Source organism: Nocardioides kribbensis, assembly GCF_015070375.1.
GTDB classification, from domain to species: domain Bacteria; phylum Actinomycetota; class Actinomycetes; order Propionibacteriales; family Nocardioidaceae; genus Nocardioides; species Nocardioides kribbensis.
The window spans coordinates 196,773-214,579 of sequence record NZ_JADCLL010000004.1; the positions used below are offsets into that span (position 1 = coordinate 196,773).

General features: G+C 74.8%; 18 protein-coding genes. 6 read left to right on the plus strand and 12 right to left on the minus strand.

The genetic code is table 11. From position 1 onward, the window contains the following. The first annotated feature begins 9 nt into the window (after positions 1–9). On the plus strand, positions 10–738 hold the full coding sequence (locus IR170_RS10475) for a sulfotransferase-like domain-containing protein (RefSeq protein ID WP_193662607.1): 729 nt from the start codon (positions 10–12) through the stop codon (positions 736–738). Next, positions 739–1,638: an aminotransferase class IV gene (locus tag IR170_RS10480; protein WP_193662609.1), complete on the plus strand. Its 900-nt coding sequence runs from the start codon at positions 739–741 to the stop codon at positions 1,636–1,638. A gap of 12 nt (positions 1,639–1,650) precedes the next feature. Here the strand turns inward: IR170_RS10480 and hemQ are convergent, their stop codons facing one another. From hemQ to IR170_RS10520, 8 genes are all read right to left on the minus strand, one after another. After that, the gene (gene hemQ, locus IR170_RS10485; RefSeq protein ID WP_193662612.1) at positions 1,651–2,358 is read right to left on the minus strand and encodes a hydrogen peroxide-dependent heme synthase; all 708 of its coding nucleotides are present in this window, start codon (positions 2,356–2,358) and stop codon (positions 1,651–1,653) included. Beyond that, on the minus strand, positions 2,355–3,815 hold the full coding sequence (hemG, locus tag IR170_RS10490; protein ID WP_193662625.1) for a protoporphyrinogen oxidase: 1,461 nt from the start codon (positions 3,813–3,815) through the stop codon (positions 2,355–2,357). The genes hemQ and hemG overlap by 4 nt, the downstream gene beginning before the upstream one ends. A gap of 101 nt (positions 3,816–3,916) precedes the next feature. Further along, the gene (locus IR170_RS10495) at positions 3,917–4,435 is read right to left on the minus strand and encodes a flavin reductase family protein (RefSeq protein WP_193662627.1); all 519 of its coding nucleotides are present in this window, start codon (positions 4,433–4,435) and stop codon (positions 3,917–3,919) included. After that, complete coding sequence (locus IR170_RS10500; protein WP_319805016.1) at positions 4,432–4,983, minus strand: NAD(P)H-dependent oxidoreductase; 552 nt, start codon at positions 4,981–4,983, stop codon at positions 4,432–4,434. Before IR170_RS10500 ends, IR170_RS10495 begins: the two co-directional genes overlap by 4 nt. Then, the gene (locus IR170_RS10505; protein ID WP_193662629.1) at positions 4,980–6,152 is read right to left on the minus strand and encodes an LLM class flavin-dependent oxidoreductase; all 1,173 of its coding nucleotides are present in this window, start codon (positions 6,150–6,152) and stop codon (positions 4,980–4,982) included. The genes IR170_RS10500 and IR170_RS10505 overlap by 4 nt, the downstream gene beginning before the upstream one ends. Before the next feature lie 15 nt (positions 6,153–6,167). Beyond that, a complete protein-coding gene (locus IR170_RS10510; protein ID WP_319805017.1) occupies positions 6,168–7,400 on the minus strand; it encodes an SfnB family sulfur acquisition oxidoreductase in 1,233 nt (410 codons plus the stop codon). After that, on the minus strand, positions 7,397–8,545 hold the full coding sequence (sfnG, locus tag IR170_RS10515) for a dimethylsulfone monooxygenase SfnG (RefSeq protein ID WP_193662632.1): 1,149 nt from the start codon (positions 8,543–8,545) through the stop codon (positions 7,397–7,399). The genes IR170_RS10510 and sfnG overlap by 4 nt, the downstream gene beginning before the upstream one ends. Before the next feature lie 151 nt (positions 8,546–8,696). Then, on the minus strand, positions 8,697–10,049 hold the full coding sequence (locus tag IR170_RS10520; RefSeq protein ID WP_193662634.1) for an acyl-CoA dehydrogenase family protein: 1,353 nt from the start codon (positions 10,047–10,049) through the stop codon (positions 8,697–8,699). 112 nt (positions 10,050–10,161) lie between these two features. Between IR170_RS10520 and IR170_RS10525 the strand changes: the two genes are divergently transcribed. Further along, the gene (locus IR170_RS10525; RefSeq protein ID WP_193662635.1) at positions 10,162–11,100 is read left to right on the plus strand and encodes a LysR family transcriptional regulator; all 939 of its coding nucleotides are present in this window, start codon (positions 10,162–10,164) and stop codon (positions 11,098–11,100) included. Further along, positions 11,097–12,032 carry a DUF4349 domain-containing protein gene (locus IR170_RS10530; protein ID WP_193662637.1) on the plus strand — a complete coding sequence of 312 codons (936 nt, stop codon included), beginning with the start codon at positions 11,097–11,099 and terminating at the stop codon, positions 12,030–12,032. The genes IR170_RS10525 and IR170_RS10530 overlap by 4 nt, the downstream gene beginning before the upstream one ends. On the opposite strand, the gene hemE is transcribed toward IR170_RS10530, so the two are convergent. Further along, the gene (gene hemE, locus IR170_RS10535; protein WP_235558562.1) at positions 12,001–13,050 is read right to left on the minus strand and encodes a uroporphyrinogen decarboxylase; all 1,050 of its coding nucleotides are present in this window, start codon (positions 13,048–13,050) and stop codon (positions 12,001–12,003) included. The genes IR170_RS10530 and hemE overlap by 32 nt on opposite strands. 71 nt (positions 13,051–13,121) lie before the next feature. Here hemE and IR170_RS10540 point away from each other — a divergent pair, with 71 nt between their 5' ends. Then, positions 13,122–13,748: a DUF3000 domain-containing protein gene (locus IR170_RS10540; protein WP_193662639.1), complete on the plus strand. Its 627-nt coding sequence runs from the start codon at positions 13,122–13,124 to the stop codon at positions 13,746–13,748. Then, a complete protein-coding gene (locus IR170_RS10545) occupies positions 13,748–15,037 on the plus strand; it encodes an HRDC domain-containing protein (RefSeq protein ID WP_193662641.1) in 1,290 nt (429 codons plus the stop codon). Before IR170_RS10540 ends, IR170_RS10545 begins: the two co-directional genes overlap by 1 nt. Before the next feature lie 3 nt (positions 15,038–15,040). Here the strand turns inward: IR170_RS10545 and IR170_RS10550 are convergent, their stop codons facing one another. From IR170_RS10550 to IR170_RS10560, 3 genes are all read right to left on the minus strand, one after another. Next, complete coding sequence (locus IR170_RS10550; protein WP_193662643.1) at positions 15,041–16,420, minus strand: ABC transporter substrate-binding protein; 1,380 nt, start codon at positions 16,418–16,420, stop codon at positions 15,041–15,043. A 129-nt stretch (positions 16,421–16,549) separates the two neighbouring features. After that, complete coding sequence (locus IR170_RS10555; RefSeq protein WP_193662645.1) at positions 16,550–17,041, minus strand: type II toxin-antitoxin system PemK/MazF family toxin; 492 nt, start codon at positions 17,039–17,041, stop codon at positions 16,550–16,552. A gap of 169 nt (positions 17,042–17,210) precedes the next feature. Next, positions 17,211–17,807, minus strand: coding sequence for a hypothetical protein (locus IR170_RS10560; protein WP_228942954.1), 597 nt, complete (start codon positions 17,805–17,807; stop codon positions 17,211–17,213).

Below are 17,807 nucleotides of genomic sequence, written 5' to 3' on the forward strand. Positions count from 1 at the left end.
TCGGTCGGCGTGACTCTCCGGGTCGCCATGTGGTCGGGGCCGCGCAACCTCTCCACGGCCCTGATGCGCAGCTTCGAGCACCGCGCCGACTGCACCGTCGTCGACGAGCCGCTCTACGCCGCCTACCTCGCCGCCACCGGTCTCGACCACCCCGGCCGCGACGAGGTCATCGCCTCCCAGTCGACCGACTGGGAGGCGCTGGTGCGCGAGCTGACCGCGGGCCCCGTGCCCACGCCGGTGCAGTACCAGAAGCACATGACCCACCACGTGCTCCCCGACCTCGACCAGGGCGCGCTGGCCGGGCTGCGCCACGCCTTCCTCGTGCGCGACCCCGAGCGCGTGCTCACCTCCTACGCCAAGGTGCGCGAGGAGCCGACGCTGGAGGACCTCGGCCTGCCGCAGCAGCTGGCGCTCTTCGAGCGCTTCGGCGGCCCGGTGGTCGACGCCGCCGACGTGCTCCGCGACCCGCGCGGCACGCTCACGGCCCTGTGCGCCGCGCTCGGTCTCGCCTTCGACGAGGCGATGCTGTCCTGGCCCGCGGGCCCGCGCGACACCGACGGCGTCTGGGCCCCGCACTGGTACGCCGGGGTCGAGGCCTCCACCGGCTTCGCCACCTCCTCCCCCGGCGGGCACGACCCGCTGCCCGAGCGCCTGGCGCCGCTGCTCGAGCGCTGCCGCCCCTTCTACGACGCGCTGGCCCCCCACCGGCTGCGCCCCGCCACCGACCAGGAGTCCTGAATGCTGCAGCAGTTCGACCCCCGCAACGCCGACCTCCAGGTCAACGTCGGCGGCCGGATCACCCACCGCGACGAGGCGGCGGTGAGCCCCTTCGACTCCGTGGTGCAGGGCGGCGACGCCGTCTGGGAGGGGCTGCGGCTGCACCGGGGCAGGATCTTCGGGCTCGACGAGCACCTCGCCCGGCTGCGCCGCTCGGCCAAGGCGCTGGCCTTCGCCGAGATCCCCTCCGACGCCGAGATCGTCGAGCAGCTGCGCCGCACCCTGGCGGCCAACGACATGCACGACGACGTGCACGTGCGCCTCACGCTGACCCGCGGGGTCAAGGTCACCAGCGGCATGGACCCCCGGCTCAACACCTCCGGGCCCACGCTCATCGTGCTCGCGGAGTTCAAGTCACCGGTCTACGACGCCTCCGGCATCACCCTGGCGACCTCCTCGGTGCGCCGGCACCGCGCCGACTCCCTCGACCCCAAGATCCACCACAACAACCTGCTGACCTCGATCATGGCCAAGGTCGAGGCCACGGTGGCCGGCGCCGACGACGCCCTCATGCTCGACGACGCGGGCTTCGTGGCCGAGACCAACGCCACCCACGTCTTCCACGTCGCCGGCGGCCGCGTGCGCACCTCCACGACACGGGCGTGCCCCGAGGGCATCACCCGCGAGACGGTGCTCGGGCTCTGCGCCGACCTCGGCCTGCCCACCGAGGTGTGCGAGCACTCGCTGGTGGAGCTCTACACCGCCGACGAGGTGTTCGTGACCGGCACCATGGGCGGGGTCACGCCGGTGGTCGCGATCGACGGGCGCACCATCGGCGACGGCGCGCCCGGCCCGGTCGCCGCGCGCATCTCCGCGGCGTACGCCGAGCTCACCGCCCGCTCCGGCACCGTCGTGGCCTGAGCCGGCCGCCGCTCAGGGCAGGCGCTGGACCAGCTCGGCCACCGGCACCAGGGCACCGGTGTAGAACGGGATCTCCTCGCGCACGTGGCGGCGGGCGCGGCTGGCGCGCAGGTCGCGCATGAGGTCGACGATGCGGTGCAGCTCGTCGGCCTCGAAGGCGAGGATCCACTCGTAGTCGCCGAGGCCGAAGGAGGCGACGGTGTTGGCGCGCACGTCGGGGTAGGGCCGCGCCTGCATGCCGTGCTCCTTGAGCATGTCGCGGCGCTCCTCGTCGGGCAGGAGGTACCACTCGTAGGAGCGCACGAAGGGGTAGACGCAGACGTGGCGCTTCGGCTCCTCGTCGGCGAGGAACGCCGGCACGTGCGACTTGTTGAACTCCGCGGGCCGGTGCAGCGCCATCTGCGACCAGACCGGCGCCAGGCGCGAGCCGAGCGCGGTGCGGCGGAAGCGGTGGTAGGCCGACTGGAGGGCCTCGGAGTCGGCGGCGTGCCACCAGACCATGACGTCGGCGTCGGCGCGCAGCCCGGCGACGTCGTAGACGCCGCGCACCACGACCCCCTCCTCGGCCAGCTCGGCGAGGAGCTTCTCGACCTCGGCGCCCTCGGCCTCGCGGTCGGCGTCGCCGAGCACCCGGTCGAGACGGAAGACCGACCACGTGGTGTAGCGGATGGAGTCGTTGATCTCGCGCAGCCGGGCGGCGTTGGTCTGGGTGTCGCTCATGGCTCCATCATGCCGCGCGGGGCCTCGTCGGCCCACGTGACCCTGGTCGCCAGCAGCTCGCGCACCGCGCGGTGGGCCGAGCCGACGGCTGCGGGGATGCCGACCCCGTCGTAGGCCGCCCCGCAGACCGCCAGGCCCGGCACCTGCGCGACCGCGGTCCGCACCCGCGCGACGCGCGCGACGTGGCCCACGGCGTACTGCGGCAGCCCGCCGCCCCAGCGCTGCACGTGGGTGTCGACGGGGCGGGCGTCGAGCCCGGTCAGCGCGTGCAGGTCGGACAGCGACGCGGCGACGAGCTCGGCGTCGTCGGCCTGCAGGGTGCGCTCCTCGCGGTGACGGCCCAGCGAGGTGCGCAGCAGCAGCACGTCGTCGCCGTCGACCAGCCCGCGGCCGGCCTCGCGCACCCACGCCCACTTGGAGAAGGAGTACGTCGCCGCCTTGATCCGGCGCCGCTCGACCGGTGGCACCAGGAAGCCCGACGTGTCGGCGGCCGCCAGCGCCGGGGCGTCGGCGGCCCGCACGGCGAGGGTCACCACCGCCACCGAGGCCGTCTCCACCGCGGCCAGCTCGCTCGCGGCGGCGGGCGCCACGTCGGCGAGCAGCCGCGCGGTCGGCGCGGGCGGGGTGGCCAGCACGACGAGGTCGGCGCGCAGCAGCTCGGGGTCGGTGGTGGGGCCGAGCAGCAGCTCGAGGCCCTCGGGCGTGCGGCGCAGGCCGCGCACGGTGGTGCCCGTGCGCACGCGCAGCCCACCGGCGGCGACCACCGCGTCGGGCAGCGCTCCCATGCCGCCGGACAGCCCCGCGAAGACCGGGCCGGCGTACGTCGTGGGCACCGCGCCGCCGTGGGTGACCACCGAGCCGCGGGCGGCCAGCGCCACCAGCTGCGGCACGGCGGCGCGCGCGGAGATCTCACGGGCCAGACCGGAGTAGACCCCGCCGAGCAGGGGCTCGACGAGCCGGTCGGTCACCTCGGGGCCGAAGCGGGCGTCCACGAGGTCGCCGACGGTGACGTCGGCCCCCGGGTCGCCCAGGTCCCCCAGGTCGCTGGCGGGAAGGTCGACCTCCCGGGCGGCCCGGGCCAGGCCCTCGGGCGAGAGCACGCCGGAGGCCTCGAGCGCGGCCAGGTCGAGCGGCACCCCCATGAGCGAGCGCGGCAGCGGCCGCATCGCCCCGCGGCTGTGGATGCGCGAGCTGACCACGGCCGGGTGCTCGACCTCGAGCCCGACCGCGCGGGCCAGGTCGACGCCCTCGGCTCGGCGGTTGAGCATCGCCTCGGCGCCGACGTCGACCAACGCCCCGGCGACCTCGTGGCGGAGCAGCTTGCCGCCGACGCGGTCGGCGGCCTCGAGCACGACGACCTCGTGGCCGGCCTCGGCCAGGTCGCGGGCCGCGGCGAGGCCGGCGATGCCGCCGCCGACCACCACGGCCAGGGCGCGGGGGGTGCCGGGTGCAGCCATGCCACCAGCGTCTCAGAGCGGCCCACGCCGCGACGACCGGGTGCGGGGTCGTCGCGGCGTGGGAGTCGGGGGGTGGCGCCGGGGCAGCGGCAGGGGGGGGCTCAGGCCGAGGCGGCCATCCGTCCGAAGCCGCTGCGGTGGAAGACCAGCGGGGCGTCGGCGACCGCGCCCTCGACCGACTCCACGGCGTGCAGCTGGAGCAGCACGATGGTGTGGTCGCCGGCCTCGACCTCGCGGTAGAGCGAGCAGTCGAAGCGGGCCAGGCCCTCGTCGAGGGTCACCGCACCGTCGTCGGTGGTGGAGATGTCGATGCCGGTGAAGCGCTCGTCGACCGGCCCGGCGAGCTGGCGGCAGACCCCGCCGTGGTGGTCGGCCAGCACGGTGACGCCGAGGTGGTCGGCGCGGCGCAGGTCGGGCCAGGTCTTGGAGGTGTTGGCGATCGAGAACGACACCAGCGCCGGCTCCAGGCTGACCGAGGTGAAGGAGCTCGCGGCCAGCCCGACCGGGCGTCCGTCGACCTGCGCGGCCACGGCGACGACCCCGCTGGGGAAGATGCCGAAGGCCTCGCGCAGGCGCTGGGGGTCGAGGTCCTGGTTGGTGGAGAGGGCGGTGACGCTCATGCGGGGGCTCCTGTCGGGAGGTGGGGGTGGAGCGCGAGGTGCGGCGCGGGGTCGAGCAGGGCGGCCACGCGGGGCCGCGCCGTCGCGAGCCAGTCGGCGTAGGCCGCCGGGTCGTCGTGGTGCTGGTCGAGCACGTAGAGGCCGCGCACCGGCACGGTGGCGCCGAGCTCGGTGAGCACCGGGCGCAGGGTGAGCTCGGGGGCCAGGGCGTGCGCGGGGCCGGCGCCGAGCATCAGGGGCACCGCGACGCCGCGCAGGCCGGTGCCGGCGCCGAAGCGGTCGAGGAAGAGCTTGAGCAGACCCGTGTAGGTGGCCTTGTAGGTCGGGCAGGCCACCACGACGAGGTCGGCCTCCCCCACGGCCTCGACGAGGTCGGCGACGACCGCGCTGGACCAGTCGAGCAGGGCCGGGCCGAGCTCGGCGAGGTCGACGGTCAGGTCGGGCTCCTCCCCCGACAGCTCGCGGGCCAGCAGCGTGGCGGCCCCGAGGGTGCGCGAGCGCGGCTTGGGGTTGCCGACCACCACCGCCACGCGGGGGCGGGCCGTCACGACGCCGCCGTGCGGCCGGCGGCCTGGAACGGCACGGCGGTGGTGTGGTGCACCGGCGGGGCCGGGTGCTCCCACAGACCGCGCTCGGCCAGGATCGGCAGCACGCCCTCACCGAAGTGGTAGGCCCCCTCGAGGTGGGGGTAGGCGGAGAGGACGAACTCGTCGATGCCGACGGAGTGGTACTCCTCGATCCGGTCGGCGACCTGCTCGTGGCTGCCCACGAGGGCCGTGCCCGCGCCACCGCGCACGAGGCCCACGCCGGCCCAGACGTTGGGGTGGATCTCCAGGTCGTCCTTGCTGCCGCCGTTGAGGTCGAGCATGCGGCGCTGGCCCTCCGACTCGCTCTTGCGCAGGCCCTCCTGCACGGCCTTGATCGAGGCCGGGTCGATGCCGGCGAGCAGGCGGTCGGCCTCGGCCCACGCCTCCTCGGCGGTGTCGCGCACGATGGTGTGCATCCGGATGCCGAAGCGGATCGGGCGCTCGGCACCGCGTCCCTCCTCGGCCGCGAGCTTCCGGATCCAGTCGACCTTCTCGGCCACCGCGGCCGGCGGCTCGCCCCACGTGAGGTAGACGTCGGCGTGCTTGGCCGCGACCCTGCCGGCCGCCGGCGAGGAGCCACCGAAGTAGATCGCGGGCACCGGGTCGGGGATCTGACCGAGCTTCGCGCTCTCGACCTGCAGGTGCTCACCGGCGAAGTCGACCGTCTCGCCGGCCCACAGCCGGCGCACGATCTCGAGGAACTCGTCGCAGCGGGCGTAGCGGGCCTCCTTGTCGAGGAAGTCGCCGAACATGCGCTGCTCGTGGCTCTCGCCACCGGTGACCACGTTGAGCAGCAGGCGGCCGCCGGTGAGGTTCTGGAAGGTGCCGGCCATCTGCGCGGCGAGGTAGGGCGCGACCAGCCCGGGCCGGAAGGCGACCAGGAACTTCAGCCGCTCGGAGACCTGGCTCAGCATCGCGGTCGAGAGCCAGGCGTCCTCGCACCACGCACCGGCCGGGGTGAGGGCGGCCTCGAAGCCCATCTGCTCGGCGCCGCGGGCGATCTGGCCGAGGTAGGGCACGTCGGCGGGTCGACCCGACGGCCCGGCGCTCACGCCGTGGCCGCCGCCAACGACCTGGCGGCCGTCACCGCCGTTGGTGGGCAGGAACCAGTGGAACGTCAACGGGCTCATGGGGGGTTCTTCCTCTCAGATCTGACCGTGGTTGGGCGGCAGCGTGCCCTCGAGGGCGTGGTGCCCGAGGTGCTGGACCTTCCAGCTCGCGGGGTCGTGGAGCGTGTGGGTGCGGGCGTTGCGCCAGTGGCGGTGCAGGTTGAGCCCGTCGAGGGCCGAGCGGGTGCCGGCGACCTCGAAGAGCCGGCTGGCGACGGCCACCGACACCTGGGTGGTCGAGGCGCGCGCGGCGGCCACGGCGAGGCTGGCCGCCCCGACGCTCTCGACCGTGAGGTGGGCGTCGGCGCGGTCGACGGCGCGCCCGGCCTCGGCCACCAGGGCCTCCGCACCGCGCACGGCGAGGTCCATCTCGCCGAAGGCGTGCACGACCAGCGGGTCGTCGGCGGCCCGCTCCACCCCGGCGTCGGGGTAGGGCCGTGACATCGTCGTGACGAAGCTCGCCGCGTCCTCGACCGCCGCGCGGGCGATCCCGGCGTCGATCGCGGCGTGCAGGAGCTGGGCGAAGGCGCCGTAGGTCTGCGGGCCCTCGAAGGTCAGGTGGTAGGGCGTGATCCGCGAGTCGTCGACCGCCACGCCCTCGAGGCGCACCGTGCCGCTGGCGGTGGTGCGCTGGCCCATGCCGGCCCAGTCGTCGACGACCGTGACGCCCGGGGCGGTGCGCTCCACCCACGCGACGTGCATGGGGCCGTCCTCGCCGAGGTGGGCGAGCACGGGGATCCAGTCGGCGAAGAGCGCGCCGGTGCTGTAGCCCTTCTCGCCGTCGAGGCGCCAGGTGCGGCCGCCGTCCGCCGTGGGTCCGGTCGTGGCGGTGGTCTCGGTCAGGGTGGTGCGGTGCTCGCGCACGTGCTTCGTGCCGACCTCCGACTGGGCGTTGCCCAGCCGGCGCCCGCGCAGCACCTCGCCGAAGAAGAACGCCTGCTGGGCCGGCGTGCCCTGGTGGCGCAGCGCGTTGACGTAGACGAAGTGGCTGTGCGGCACCTGGGCCACGCTGGGGTCGCCCGCGGCCAGCAGGCGGAAGACCTCGGCCACGACCTCCACCGGCAGGTCGGCGCCGCCGTGCTCGGCCGGCACCGTGATCGCCAGCAGCCCCGAGGCCGACAGCAGGTCGAGCTCCGCGGCGGGCAGCACCCGCTCCGCGTCGCGGCGTACGGCGCCCTGCGCCAGCTCGCCCGCGAGGTCGGCGGCGACGCGCAGCGCGGCGTCGGCGTCGAGCACGGACACCGTCGCGGGGGCGGTCAGCGTCGTCACCGGCCGACCCTCGCGAGCTCGGCGGCCTCCAGCTCGCGCACGATCGGCAGCACCTCGCGACCGAAGTGCTCGACGTCCTCGATGAAGTGCAGGAAGCCCAGCAGCATCATCTGCACGCCCTGCCGCTTGTACTCCATGATCCGGTGGGCGACCTGCTCGGGCGTGCCCACCAGGCCGGTGCGGAAGCCGTCGTTGTACTGCACGAGGTCGGAGAAGTCGGAGTCCTGCCACATGCCCTTCTTGTCACCCGTCGACTGGCCGGCCTGCTTGACCGCGGAGCCGAAGCCCTCGACGGCCTCGACGTCGGCCTGGTCGATGATGTCGTGCAGCACCTGGCGGGCCGCGGCCTCGCTGTCGCGGGCGACCACGAAGCCGTTGACGCCGAACTTCACGGCCCCCTCGGGGCGGCCGTTGACCCGGGCCACGTCGGTGACGTCGCGGACCTGCTCGGCGACGCCCTCGGGGGTGTTGCCGTTCATGAAGTACCAGTCGGTGACCCGACCGCCCATGCCGCGGGCGTCGGTGGAGTTGCCGCCCATGAAGATCTCGGGGTGGGCCCGGCCGGGCACCTCCAGCGGCTTCGGCTTCAGGTCGAAGTCGTGCAGGCGGTAGAAGTCGCCCTGGTACTCCGCGTGGTCGCTGGTCCAGATCTCGCGGACGTAGCGGATGAACTCCTCGGCGCGGCGGTAGCGCTCGCCGTGCTCGAGCCACGGCTCGCCGAGCTGGGTGAACTCGTCCTTGAACCAGCCGGAGACGACGTTGATCGCGGCGCGCCCGCCCGAGATCTGGTCGGCGGAGGCGATGAACTTGGCCAGCACGCCGGGCTGCCAGAGGCCGGGGTGCACCGCGGCGATGACGTTGAGCCGCTCGGTGGCGAGCAGCAGCGCGAGCGACAGCGAGGTCGACTCGTGCTGGTAGGCCGCGCCGTAGGAGGCCATGTAGCGCACCTGCGACAGGGCGTACTCGAAGCCGCTGTCCTCGGCGACCTTGGCCAGGCGCTTGTTGTACTCGTAGCTCCAGTCGGTGCGCTGCTCGATCTTGCTGACGACCAGGCCGCCGCTGACGTTGGGCACCCAGTAGGCGAACTTGAGCGGCTCGTGCCCCGGCTGCACGCCGGACTCACCGCGGGTCTGCTGCACGGTCATGGGGACTCCTCGTGGTCTCTCGCGGCCGAAGCCGCTTATGTCGATAAGGTTGCTGGACAATTGGTGCGGATGCAAGGCAGGACCCCCCTGAGCCCCACCGGAAGGGGCGACGGGGTGACAGGCAGCGCCTCTCACCGCCCGGCCGGACCCGTCACCGGTCGCGGCGCGTCGCCCCGATCGACCAGGCGTACGGCGGGGTCGCGCCGTTGACGAGGTGGTCGCCGACCACCCGCGCCTTGAGGATCCGGGGGTTGTGCGACGACACCGTGCGGGCGTTGCGCCAGTGCCGGTCGAGAGCCCGGCCGCGCGCGGTGGCCGAGGCGCCGAGGGTGTCGAAGAGGTCGTTGGTGGCGCGCAGCACGAGGTCGGTGACGACGACCTGCGCGGTGGACGACTCGATCTCGCCGACCTCGACCAGTCGCCGGGTGCGCTCGGGGTCGCCGTGCGCGGAGTCGGCGACGGCCTGGAGGGCCTCGGCGACCCGCAGCGTGGCGGCCTCCGCGGCGTAGACGGCGGCGGCGATCTCGCCGATGCGGGCGAGCACCTGCGCGTCGTCGCGCACCCGGGCGGCGTTGGCGTGGGAGTAGTTGCGCTCGCGGCGGCGCACCTCGGTGACCGCGTCGGCGAGCGCGGCACGCCCGATCCCGGCGAGGGTCGCGAGCAGGTTGAGCTGGTAGAGCGCGGTCTGGTGCGGGAAGCGCTCCTCGAAGGCGAGCACGTCCTCGGCGGGCACGCGCACGGCGTCGAAGCTCGTCGTGCCGCTGCCGGTGCCACGCTGACCGAAGCCGTCCCAGTCGTCGACGACGCTGACCCCGGAGCGACGGGTGTCGACGATCGCGATGGCGAAGTCGTCGGCGCCGCCGACCCCCGCGCCACCCTCGCCCTCGTCGCCCTCGTCGCCCTCGTCGCGCAGGGCGTAGACGTCGACCCACTCGGCGTAGATGGTGCCGGTCGTGTAGTACTTCGTGCCGTCGAGGCGGTAGTCGCCGCCCGCGAGGCGGGTGAGCACCGTGCGCTGCGTGCCGATCTCGGTGGCACCGACCTCCGACCAGGCGTTGCCGGCGATCTCGCCCGCGGCGAACCGGTCGAACCACCGCGCCTGGTCGGAGCCGCGGGCGTGCTGCCACAGCCGGTCCTCGACGAGGGCGAAGTGGCCGCGGAAGGCCTGCGGGAGGTTGCTGTCGACCGCCGCGAGCTCGATCCACAGCTGGGTCACCTCCGGCAGCGACAGCCCCTCCCCGCCGTGCTCGCGCGGCACGCGCACGGCGCCGAAGCCGGCCGCCTTGAGCCAGGCGACCTGCTCGACCGGCAGCTCGCCGTCGAGCTCGCGCCCGACGGCCCCGGCCGCGATCCGCTCCCACAGCGGGGCGTAGGTCGCGCGCAGCCCCGCCAGTCGCGGGGAGTCGACGGCGACGTGGGGCACGAACGGCACGGCGGCCTCCCGGGCGGGGGCCCGCCCCACGGACGACCGCGCGGCGGGCTGGACGGACGGCTGGACAGACATGGGCGCTCCTCGGCTACAGTCATGACACGGTTTGTCTAGTGACTTGGTCGACTATGACGTCGCGGAGTCCCGGGGGCAAGCCGACACCCGCCCCTCCCAGGAAGGATCCCCGGTGCGCATCGAGCAGCTGGAGTACCTCGCCGCCGTCACCCAGCACGGCTCCCTGCGCCGCGCCAGCGAGCGACTGCACATCTCCCAGCCGGCGCTCAGCGAGGCGGTCAGCAAGCTCGAGCGCGAGCTCGGCGTGACGCTGCTCGACCGGCGCCGGTCCGGCGCCCGGATCAGCCGCCAGGGCCGCGACCTGCTGCAGAACATGGTCGACGTGCTCGAGGCCGTCGACCGGCTGCGCACCGCCGCGGGCGACCAGACCGCCTCGGCCCGGCTGATCCGGCTCGGCACGGTCAACGCCGCCACCTCCAGCCTGCTCGTGCCGGCCGTGCGCGGACTGCAGGACAGCCACCCCGGCACCACGGTCGAGGTGATGACCATGCAGCAGGCCGAGATCGACGCCGGCCTGCACGAGGGCTCCCTCGACCTCGGCCTGGTCAACGTGCTCTCCGGCGACGACACCCCCACCGACCTGGTCGGCACCGACCTCCTCCACGGGCGCCCGGTCGCCGTGCTCCCGGCCGGTCACGCGCTCACGGCGTACGCCGAGGTGAGCGTCGACCAGCTGCGCGCCGAGCGCTTCGTCACCATGCGCGCGGGCTACCTGATGCACCGCTTCGCCCACCGCCTCTTCGCCGGCCACATGCCGGCCGCCTGCCACAGCACCGACGGCGCCGAGCTCGGCAAGGTGATGGTGGCCGAGGGGCTGGGTCTCACCGTGCTGCCCGACTACAGCGTCGTCGACGACCCGCTCGAGCGCGCGGGCCTCCTCACCACCCGGCCCATCGCCGGTGACCGCACGGTCGTGTCGCTGGTGCTGCGCCACCGCGCTCCCGACCGGGTGCCGGTGCAGGTGCGCGAGCTGCGGGGCCTGCTGGTCGACCTGGCGCGCCGGCGCAGCAGCGGAACCACCCTGGCCGTCGCGGCGTCCCAGGGGGCATGACCCGACGCCACCGCAGCGCCCCGGCCGCCCTGCCGACCGCTCTCCTGCTCGCCCTGCTCCTCGGCCTCACCGCCTGCTCCGGCGGCGGCTCCGACGAGGCGTCCAGCACCGCCGACACCGCCGGCACCGCCGACGCCGCCGCCGACGCCGTCGGGCCCGAGTCGGCCCTGTCCTCGGCGGTCGAGGGCGGCGCCGGCGGCACCGCCGCTCGCGCCCGGCCCGCGGCCGTCGAGCCGGCCGCACCGGCGATCATCTCCACCGGCAGCCTCGAGGTGCGCGCCGACGACGTGGCGGCGGCCCGCGACGAGGTGCAGGACGTGCTCGACCAGACCGGTGGGACGGTCGCGGAGGAGCGGTCGAGCAGCGACGAGGACGGCGCCGTGGAGTCGACCCGTCTGGTGCTGCGCGTGCCGAGCGAGGACTTCGCCGTGGCGATGGAGGCCCTGGAGGGCATCGGGGTCACCGAGGACTCGCGCCGCGCGAGCGAGGACGTCACGACCCAGGTGGTCGACAACGAGGTGCGGGTGCGGGCCCAGCGCGCCAGCATCGCGCGCATCGAGGCCCTGCTGGCGCGGGCCGAGACCATCGGCGCCGTCATCGGCATCGAGGGTCAGCTGACGCGTCGCCAGGCCGACCTCGACTCGCTGCTGGCCCAGCAGGCCTACCTCACCGACCAGACCTCGCTGTCGACGATCACCCTCAGGCTCACCCGCACCCCCGACCCCGCCGCCACCCAGCGGCCCGAGGAGGACCGCTCGGGCTTCCTGGCCGGGCTGGCCGCCGGCTGGGACGGCCTGTCGTCGGTGGCGGTGGGTGCGGCCACCGCGCTCGGCGCCGTGCTGCCCTTCGCGGTCGTGGCGCTGCTGCTCGGCGTGCCGCTCGCGCTGCTGGTGCGCTCGCTCAGAGCGGGTAGGACTGCACGAACTCCGTGAGCCGGGCCAGCTGGTCGGGGTCGGTGGAGGGGATCACGCCGTGGCCGAGGTTGAACACGTGCCCCCGGGCGGCGCGGCCGGCCTCGATCACCTCGGCGGCGCGCGAGGTCATGACGTCGGTGGGGGCGAAGACCAGCGTCGGGTCGAGGTTGCCCTGCACGGCGCGGTCGCCGACCTGACCGATGGCCTGCGTCAGCGGCGTACGCCAGTCGACGCCGACCACGTCGGCACCGGCCTGACCCATCAGGCCCAGCAGGTTGGAGGTGCCGACGCCGAAGTGGATGCGCGGCACGCCGAGCGCTCCGGCCCGCTCGAGCACGCGGGCCGAGTGGGGCATGACGTGCTCGACGTAGTCGGCCGGGGTCAGCGCGCCGGCCCAGGAGTCGAAGAGCTGCACGGCAGAGGCGCCGGCGGCGACCTGCACCTCGAGGTAGGCCGCGGCGATCCCGGCGATCTTGGCCATGAGCGCCTCCCACACCTCGGGGGCGCCGAACATCATGGCCTTGGTCTTGGCGTGCTCCTTCGACGGCCCGCCCTCCACGAGGTAGGAGGCGACCGTGAACGGCGCGCCGGCGAAGCCGATCAACGGGGTGGCGCCGAGCTCGCCGACGAGACCCTGCACGGCCTGGGTGATGAAGGGCACGTGCTCGGGGGTCAGGTCGGGGATGGCGGCGACGTCGGCCAGCGTGCGCACCGGCTCGGCGACCACCGGGCCGATGCCGGGCTTGATGTCGAGATCGACCCCGACGGCCTTGAGCGGCAGCACGATGTCGGAGAAGAAGATCGCCGCGTCGACGCCGTAGCGACGCACCGGCTGCATCGTGATCTCGACCACCAGGTCGGGGTCCATGCAGGACTCGAGCATGCCGACGCCCTCGCGCACCCGGAGGTACTCGGGGAGGCTGCGGCCCGCCTGGCGCATGAACCACACCGGCGTGTGGGGCACCGGCTCCCCCCGGACGGCCTTGAGGAAGGCGCTGTCGGCGAGGTCCTGCGCGGGCGCGGTGGCAGTCGTCACGGGCACAAGGGTCGCACTCCCCCCGGCGTGTTCGCACATCGGTTCGAGTCCTCCCGACCTACTGTGGCCCCATGGTCGTCCGCCAGGAGACGCGCCCGGGTGCGGGCGCGGACGCGCAGCCCCCCGAGTTCCGGCAGGCTGTCGCCAGCATGCAGGGTGCGCGGCTGCGCCCCGAGGTGCTCTGCGAGCAGATGCCGGCGCCACAGCGGATCGCCCCCTACGCCTCAGCGCTGTCGGCCGACGTGACGGTCGACAGCACCGACGTCGGCACCGGGCGGATCATCGTGCTCCACGACCCCGACGGCAACGACGCCTGGGAGGGCACCTTCCGCTGCGTCGCCTACGCGCGCGCCGACATCGACGTCGACCTCGTGGCCGACCCGATGCTGCCCGAGGTCGGCTGGTCCTGGCTGGCCGAGGCGCTGGAGTCCCACGGCGCCGCCCACCTGGCCGCTTCGGGCACCGTGACCACGGTGACGACCGAGAGCTTCGGCGGCATGGCCGAGGAGGGGCGCACCGCGCAGATCGAGGTGCGCGCGTCGTGGACGCCCGCCCCCGGCGACGACGGCGCCCCCGACCTCGCCCCGCACGTCGAGGCCTGGGGTGAGCTGCTGTGCACCGCCGCGGGCCTGCCTCCCGTGCCCGACGGGGTCACGATGATGCCGAGCCGCCGCGGTCAGCGCGGCCCCACCCGCTGATGACGGACGAGCCCGACACCACCCCGATCCCCGAGCAGGCCCCCGAGCAGGCCCCCGAGCTGCCGCTGCTGACGCTGCGCGACGGCCTGCCGCCGCTCACCGACACCGACGCCGGCCTCCGCGAGGTCTGCGCGTCGCTGGCCGCCGGCACCGGCCCGGTCGCCATCGACGCCGAGCGCGCGTCGGGCTACCGCTACTCCGGTCGCGCCTACCTCATCCAGCTGCGCCGTGAGGGGTCCACGACCTTCCTCGTCGACCCGATCGGCCTGTCGAGCCTGGCCCCGCTCCAGGAGGCGCTGGCGGGCACCGAGTGGATCCTGCACGCCGCCACCCAGGACCTCCCCTGTCTCACCGAGCTCGGCCTGCACCCCGACGCGCTCTTCGACACCGAGCTCGCGGGCCGGCTGCTCGGCTACCCCCGCGTCGGGCTGGCCACGCTCGTCGAGACGCTGCTGGGCGCCCGGATGAAGAAGGAGCACTCCGCGGTCGACTGGTCGACCCGGCCGCTGCCCGAGCCGTGGCTGGAGTACGCCGCGCTCGACGTCGAGGTGCTCGTCGAGCTGCGCGACCGGCTCGCCGCCGAGCTGGTCGAGGCCGGCAAGGACGAGTGGGCGCGCCAGGAGTTCGACGCGCTGCGCGGCTTCGCGCCGACACCGCGGGTGGATCCCTGGCGGCGTACGTCGGGCCTGCACCGGGTGCGGGGACGACGCTCGCTGGGCGCGGCCAAGGCGCTGTGGGAGGCGCGCGACGAGATCGCCGAGCAGCGCGACGTGACGCCGGGGCGGATCATCCCCGACGCCGCCATCGTGGCGGCCGCGACCGCGATGCCGGAGGACCGGGCGGCCCTGCTGGGCACCAAGGGCTTCCACGGCCGCGGCGCGGAGCGCTACTCCAGCCGCTGGGTCGCCGCCGTGCGCGGCGCCGCCGAGGCCGAGGAGAAGGACCTGCCGACGCGCTCGCCGCGCTCCGACGGCCCGCCGCTGCCCCGCGCGTGGGCCGAGCGCGACCCGGTCGCCGCCCGCCGGCTCCAGCTCGCCCGCGAGCAGATGGCGGCCCTCGCCGAGGAGCAGCACCTCCCGGTCGAGAACGTCCTCACCCCCGACTACCTGCGCCGCACCCTCTGGGACCCGCCGCACACCCGCGAGCCCGCGGCCCTCGCGGAGGCGGTCGCCGCCCTGCTGAGCGGCTACGGCGCACGTCCGTGGCAGGTCGCGCTGGCCGAGCCGGTGCTCACCGCCGCGATCCTCGAGGCCGACCTCCCCGTGGAGGAGCCGGCCGAGGGGGACTGAGCCTCACTCCTCCTCGGAGTCGTCCTCCACGGGCTGCTCCAGCACCTCGCGCGACTCCTCGTCGATCTGCGTGGTGAGCTCGTCCAGCGGCAGCACGCCCGGCGCGCTGACCAGCTCGCCGATGGTCGGGTCGACCGCGGCCTGGAGCTCGCTGTAGGTGTCGAGCAGCGGCGGCAGCACCATGAAGCGGTTGGTGTAGGTGAAGACGCCCGCGCTGGCCGGCTGCTCGTCGGTCTGCAGGAAGTCCTCCGAGAGCGCGACCTCCTGGTTGGCCGGCACGAGGTGCCCGGCCCGGGTGACCACGGCGACCTCCGGCGAGGAGATCATGTGGACCAGGAAGTCGGCCGACTCCACCAGGCTCTCGGTGTCGGGGTCCAGGCACAGCCCGGTGAGGTCGCCGATGGTGGCGGTGGTGTCGAGGGTCGGCATCGGCAGCACGTCGAAGTCGAGTCCGTCGACCTCGCGCAGCTCGGGCACGAGGTCGCGGAAGCCGGCGATCATGCCGACCTTGCCGCGCTTGAACCACTCCAGCCCGGAGGCCTGGTCGAGCTGGTCCTGGCTGAGGGTCAGGCGCGGGTCGCGCAGCACCTCGAGGGTCGTCTCGAGCGCCTCGCGGGTGTCGTCGCTGGAGAAGTCCAGCGACGTGGGCTGGTCCTCGTCGTCGAAGACCTCTCCTCCCCCGGCGTAGACGAAGGGCGAGAGGCCGCGCAGGGTGGGGTCGATGTAGACGCCGCGGGTGCCGCGGCGCGGCTTGGCCGCGAACTCCGCGGCCGCGCGGAACTGGTCGAAGGTGAAGCGCGAGTGCGACTCCGGCGGCACCGAGATGCCGCGCTCGGCCATGGTGTCGAGGTCGACGAGGTCCTCGTTGTAGTAGATGACCATCGGGGAGACGCCGTAGGGCATGCACTGCAGCTTGAGGTCGGCCGAGAACGCCTCCTGGGCGTCGCGGGAGTAGACGTCGCCGAAGGAGACGTCGCGCTCGTCGAGCAGCTCGTCGACGGGACGGGTCCAGCCCTGCTCGCGCAGCCAGGTCAGGTCGCGGCGCGAGGCGAGGTAGACGTCGGGCACGTCGGTGCCGCGGCGCAGCGCGGCGACGAAGGCCTCGCGGGTGGGCCAGGAGCGCAGCTCCACGCGGCTGGCGTCGGAGACCTGGTTGAACTGGCGCACGGCCTGCTGGTAGGCGCTGATCTCCTCCGGGGCGCCCCAGGCGCCGAAGGTCAGGTCGACCTGGGGCACCTGCGAGGTCTGCCCGGTCGGCTCCGGCTGCGGGGCGGGGGCGTCGCCTCCCTCGTCGGAGCAGGCGGCCAGCCCGAGGGAGGCGCCGAGCGCGAGCACTGCCAGGAGCGACGTACGCCGCCGGCCCGATCGTCCGAACCTGCTCACCGACACCCCGTCCCGCGCTCCGACACTGCCTGAGACACCCGTGGGGCGCCGCGGGTCAGCCTACCGAGCGGGCCCTCAGGGGTGTGGTGCGGCCTCGGCCGGGCCGTGCCGGGCCGTCTCGGGGCCTGCTCAGCGCCAGCCGTGCAGCGCCCGCGCGGCCGCGACGACCTCGTCGAAGCGCGCGCGGTCGAGCGCCGCGCCCTCCCGGCGCACCGAGGCGGGGTCGAGGTCGAGCAGCCGGTCGAGCCGCACCTCGCTCGGGCGGCCCTCGCGGTCCCACCCGCCGGCGCCGACGTCGAGCCAGTGCCGGCCGTGGCGCGCCTCGTCGGCGGCGTCGCGGTCGTGGTCCTTGCTGGTGAGCATGAGCGCCACGAGCCGCCGCCCGCGCGCCGCGCGGGCCAGGACCAGCACCGGGCGGTCCTTGCCGCGCCCGTCGTCCTCCTCGTAGGGCACCCAGGCCCAGACGACCTCGCCGGGGTCGGGGCGGCCGTCGGCGCGGGGCGCGTAGTCGAGACGGGGCCCGGACCGGGGGCCCGACCGGGGCCCGGGCCGGAGAGCCGGGCGGGTGCTCCGGCGCAGGGCACGGACGACGCGGAGGGCGGTGCTCAGACGGGAGCTCATGGTCGCCACGCTAGTCGGAGCACGCCGGACCGGGAGCGCCTCACGGCGCGTGGCCGCTCGTAGCGGCTTATTGTGGGACCCGGGGCTGCCGCGGCCCGGCGTGCTCCTGAGTGAGAGTTTAACGACCCGGGGCCCGTCGTCCAACCGCACCGCTCCCGCGGGAGCGGGCTCAGGCCAGGCGCGAGGCCAGCTCGGCGTGGCCCGCGGCCTCGAGCTGCTCGGAGAGCCCGAGCATGCGCTGCACCTCGGCGTCGGTGCGCTCGGGCAGTCCGGCGCGACCGGTGGCGACGACCCGGGAGAAGGCCGCGGCGCGGAAGAGCACGTCGGCGAAGTCGCCGGCGACGATGCCGCGCAGCACCTGGTCGACCATCGCCTGGAGGCCCTCGGGCGTCGGCGGGTCAGCGACGCCGGCGACGACCCGCGCCACCTGGGCGCGGGCGCGCCCGGCCTCGAACTCGCGCGCCACGGCGGTCGGGTCGGCGTGCACCCACTGCCGCAGCACGAAGAGCCGCCACAGGCAGCCGGCCAGCGAGTCGGCCGGCGAGCCGGCCCACACCTCGGCGATGGTCTCGATGCCCTCGGTCTCGGCGAGGTGCAGCAGCCGCTCGGCCACGGCGTCGTCACGCGAGTCGGCCGCGCCGCGCACCAGCAGGTGGGCGGCGCGGTCGGCGGCCTCGCTGACCATGGCGGGGTCGTCGCCGCCGACGAACTCGTCGAAGAAGGCCCCGGCCTTGCGCATGGGCCGGTGGTGGGGGCGCTGGGTCAC

What these genes read in the sequence shown, in the direction of transcription:
- IR170_RS10480 (WP_193662609.1), top strand. Translation starts at nt 739, where the DNA reads ATGCTGCAGCAGTTCGACCCCCGCAACGCCGACCTCCAGGTCAACGTC.
- hemQ (WP_193662612.1), bottom strand. Translation starts at nt 2,358, where the DNA reads ATGAGCGACACCCAGACCAACGCCGCCCGGCTGCGCGAGATCAACGAC.
- hemG (WP_193662625.1), bottom strand. Translation starts at nt 3,815, where the DNA reads ATGGCTGCACCCGGCACCCCCCGCGCCCTGGCCGTGGTGGTCGGCGGC.
- IR170_RS10495 (WP_193662627.1), bottom strand. Translation starts at nt 4,435, where the DNA reads ATGAGCGTCACCGCCCTCTCCACCAACCAGGACCTCGACCCCCAGCGC.
- IR170_RS10505 (WP_193662629.1), bottom strand. Translation starts at nt 6,152, where the DNA reads ATGAGCCCGTTGACGTTCCACTGGTTCCTGCCCACCAACGGCGGTGAC.
- sfnG (WP_193662632.1), bottom strand. Translation starts at nt 8,545, where the DNA reads ATGACCGTGCAGCAGACCCGCGGTGAGTCCGGCGTGCAGCCGGGGCAC.
- IR170_RS10520 (WP_193662634.1), bottom strand. Translation starts at nt 10,049, where the DNA reads ATGTCTGTCCAGCCGTCCGTCCAGCCCGCCGCGCGGTCGTCCGTGGGG.
- IR170_RS10530 (WP_193662637.1), top strand. Translation starts at nt 11,097, where the DNA reads ATGACCCGACGCCACCGCAGCGCCCCGGCCGCCCTGCCGACCGCTCTC.
- IR170_RS10540 (WP_193662639.1), top strand. Translation starts at nt 13,122, where the DNA reads ATGGTCGTCCGCCAGGAGACGCGCCCGGGTGCGGGCGCGGACGCGCAG.
- IR170_RS10545 (WP_193662641.1), top strand. Translation starts at nt 13,748, where the DNA reads ATGACGGACGAGCCCGACACCACCCCGATCCCCGAGCAGGCCCCCGAG.
- IR170_RS10555 (WP_193662645.1), bottom strand. Translation starts at nt 17,041, where the DNA reads ATGAGCTCCCGTCTGAGCACCGCCCTCCGCGTCGTCCGTGCCCTGCGC.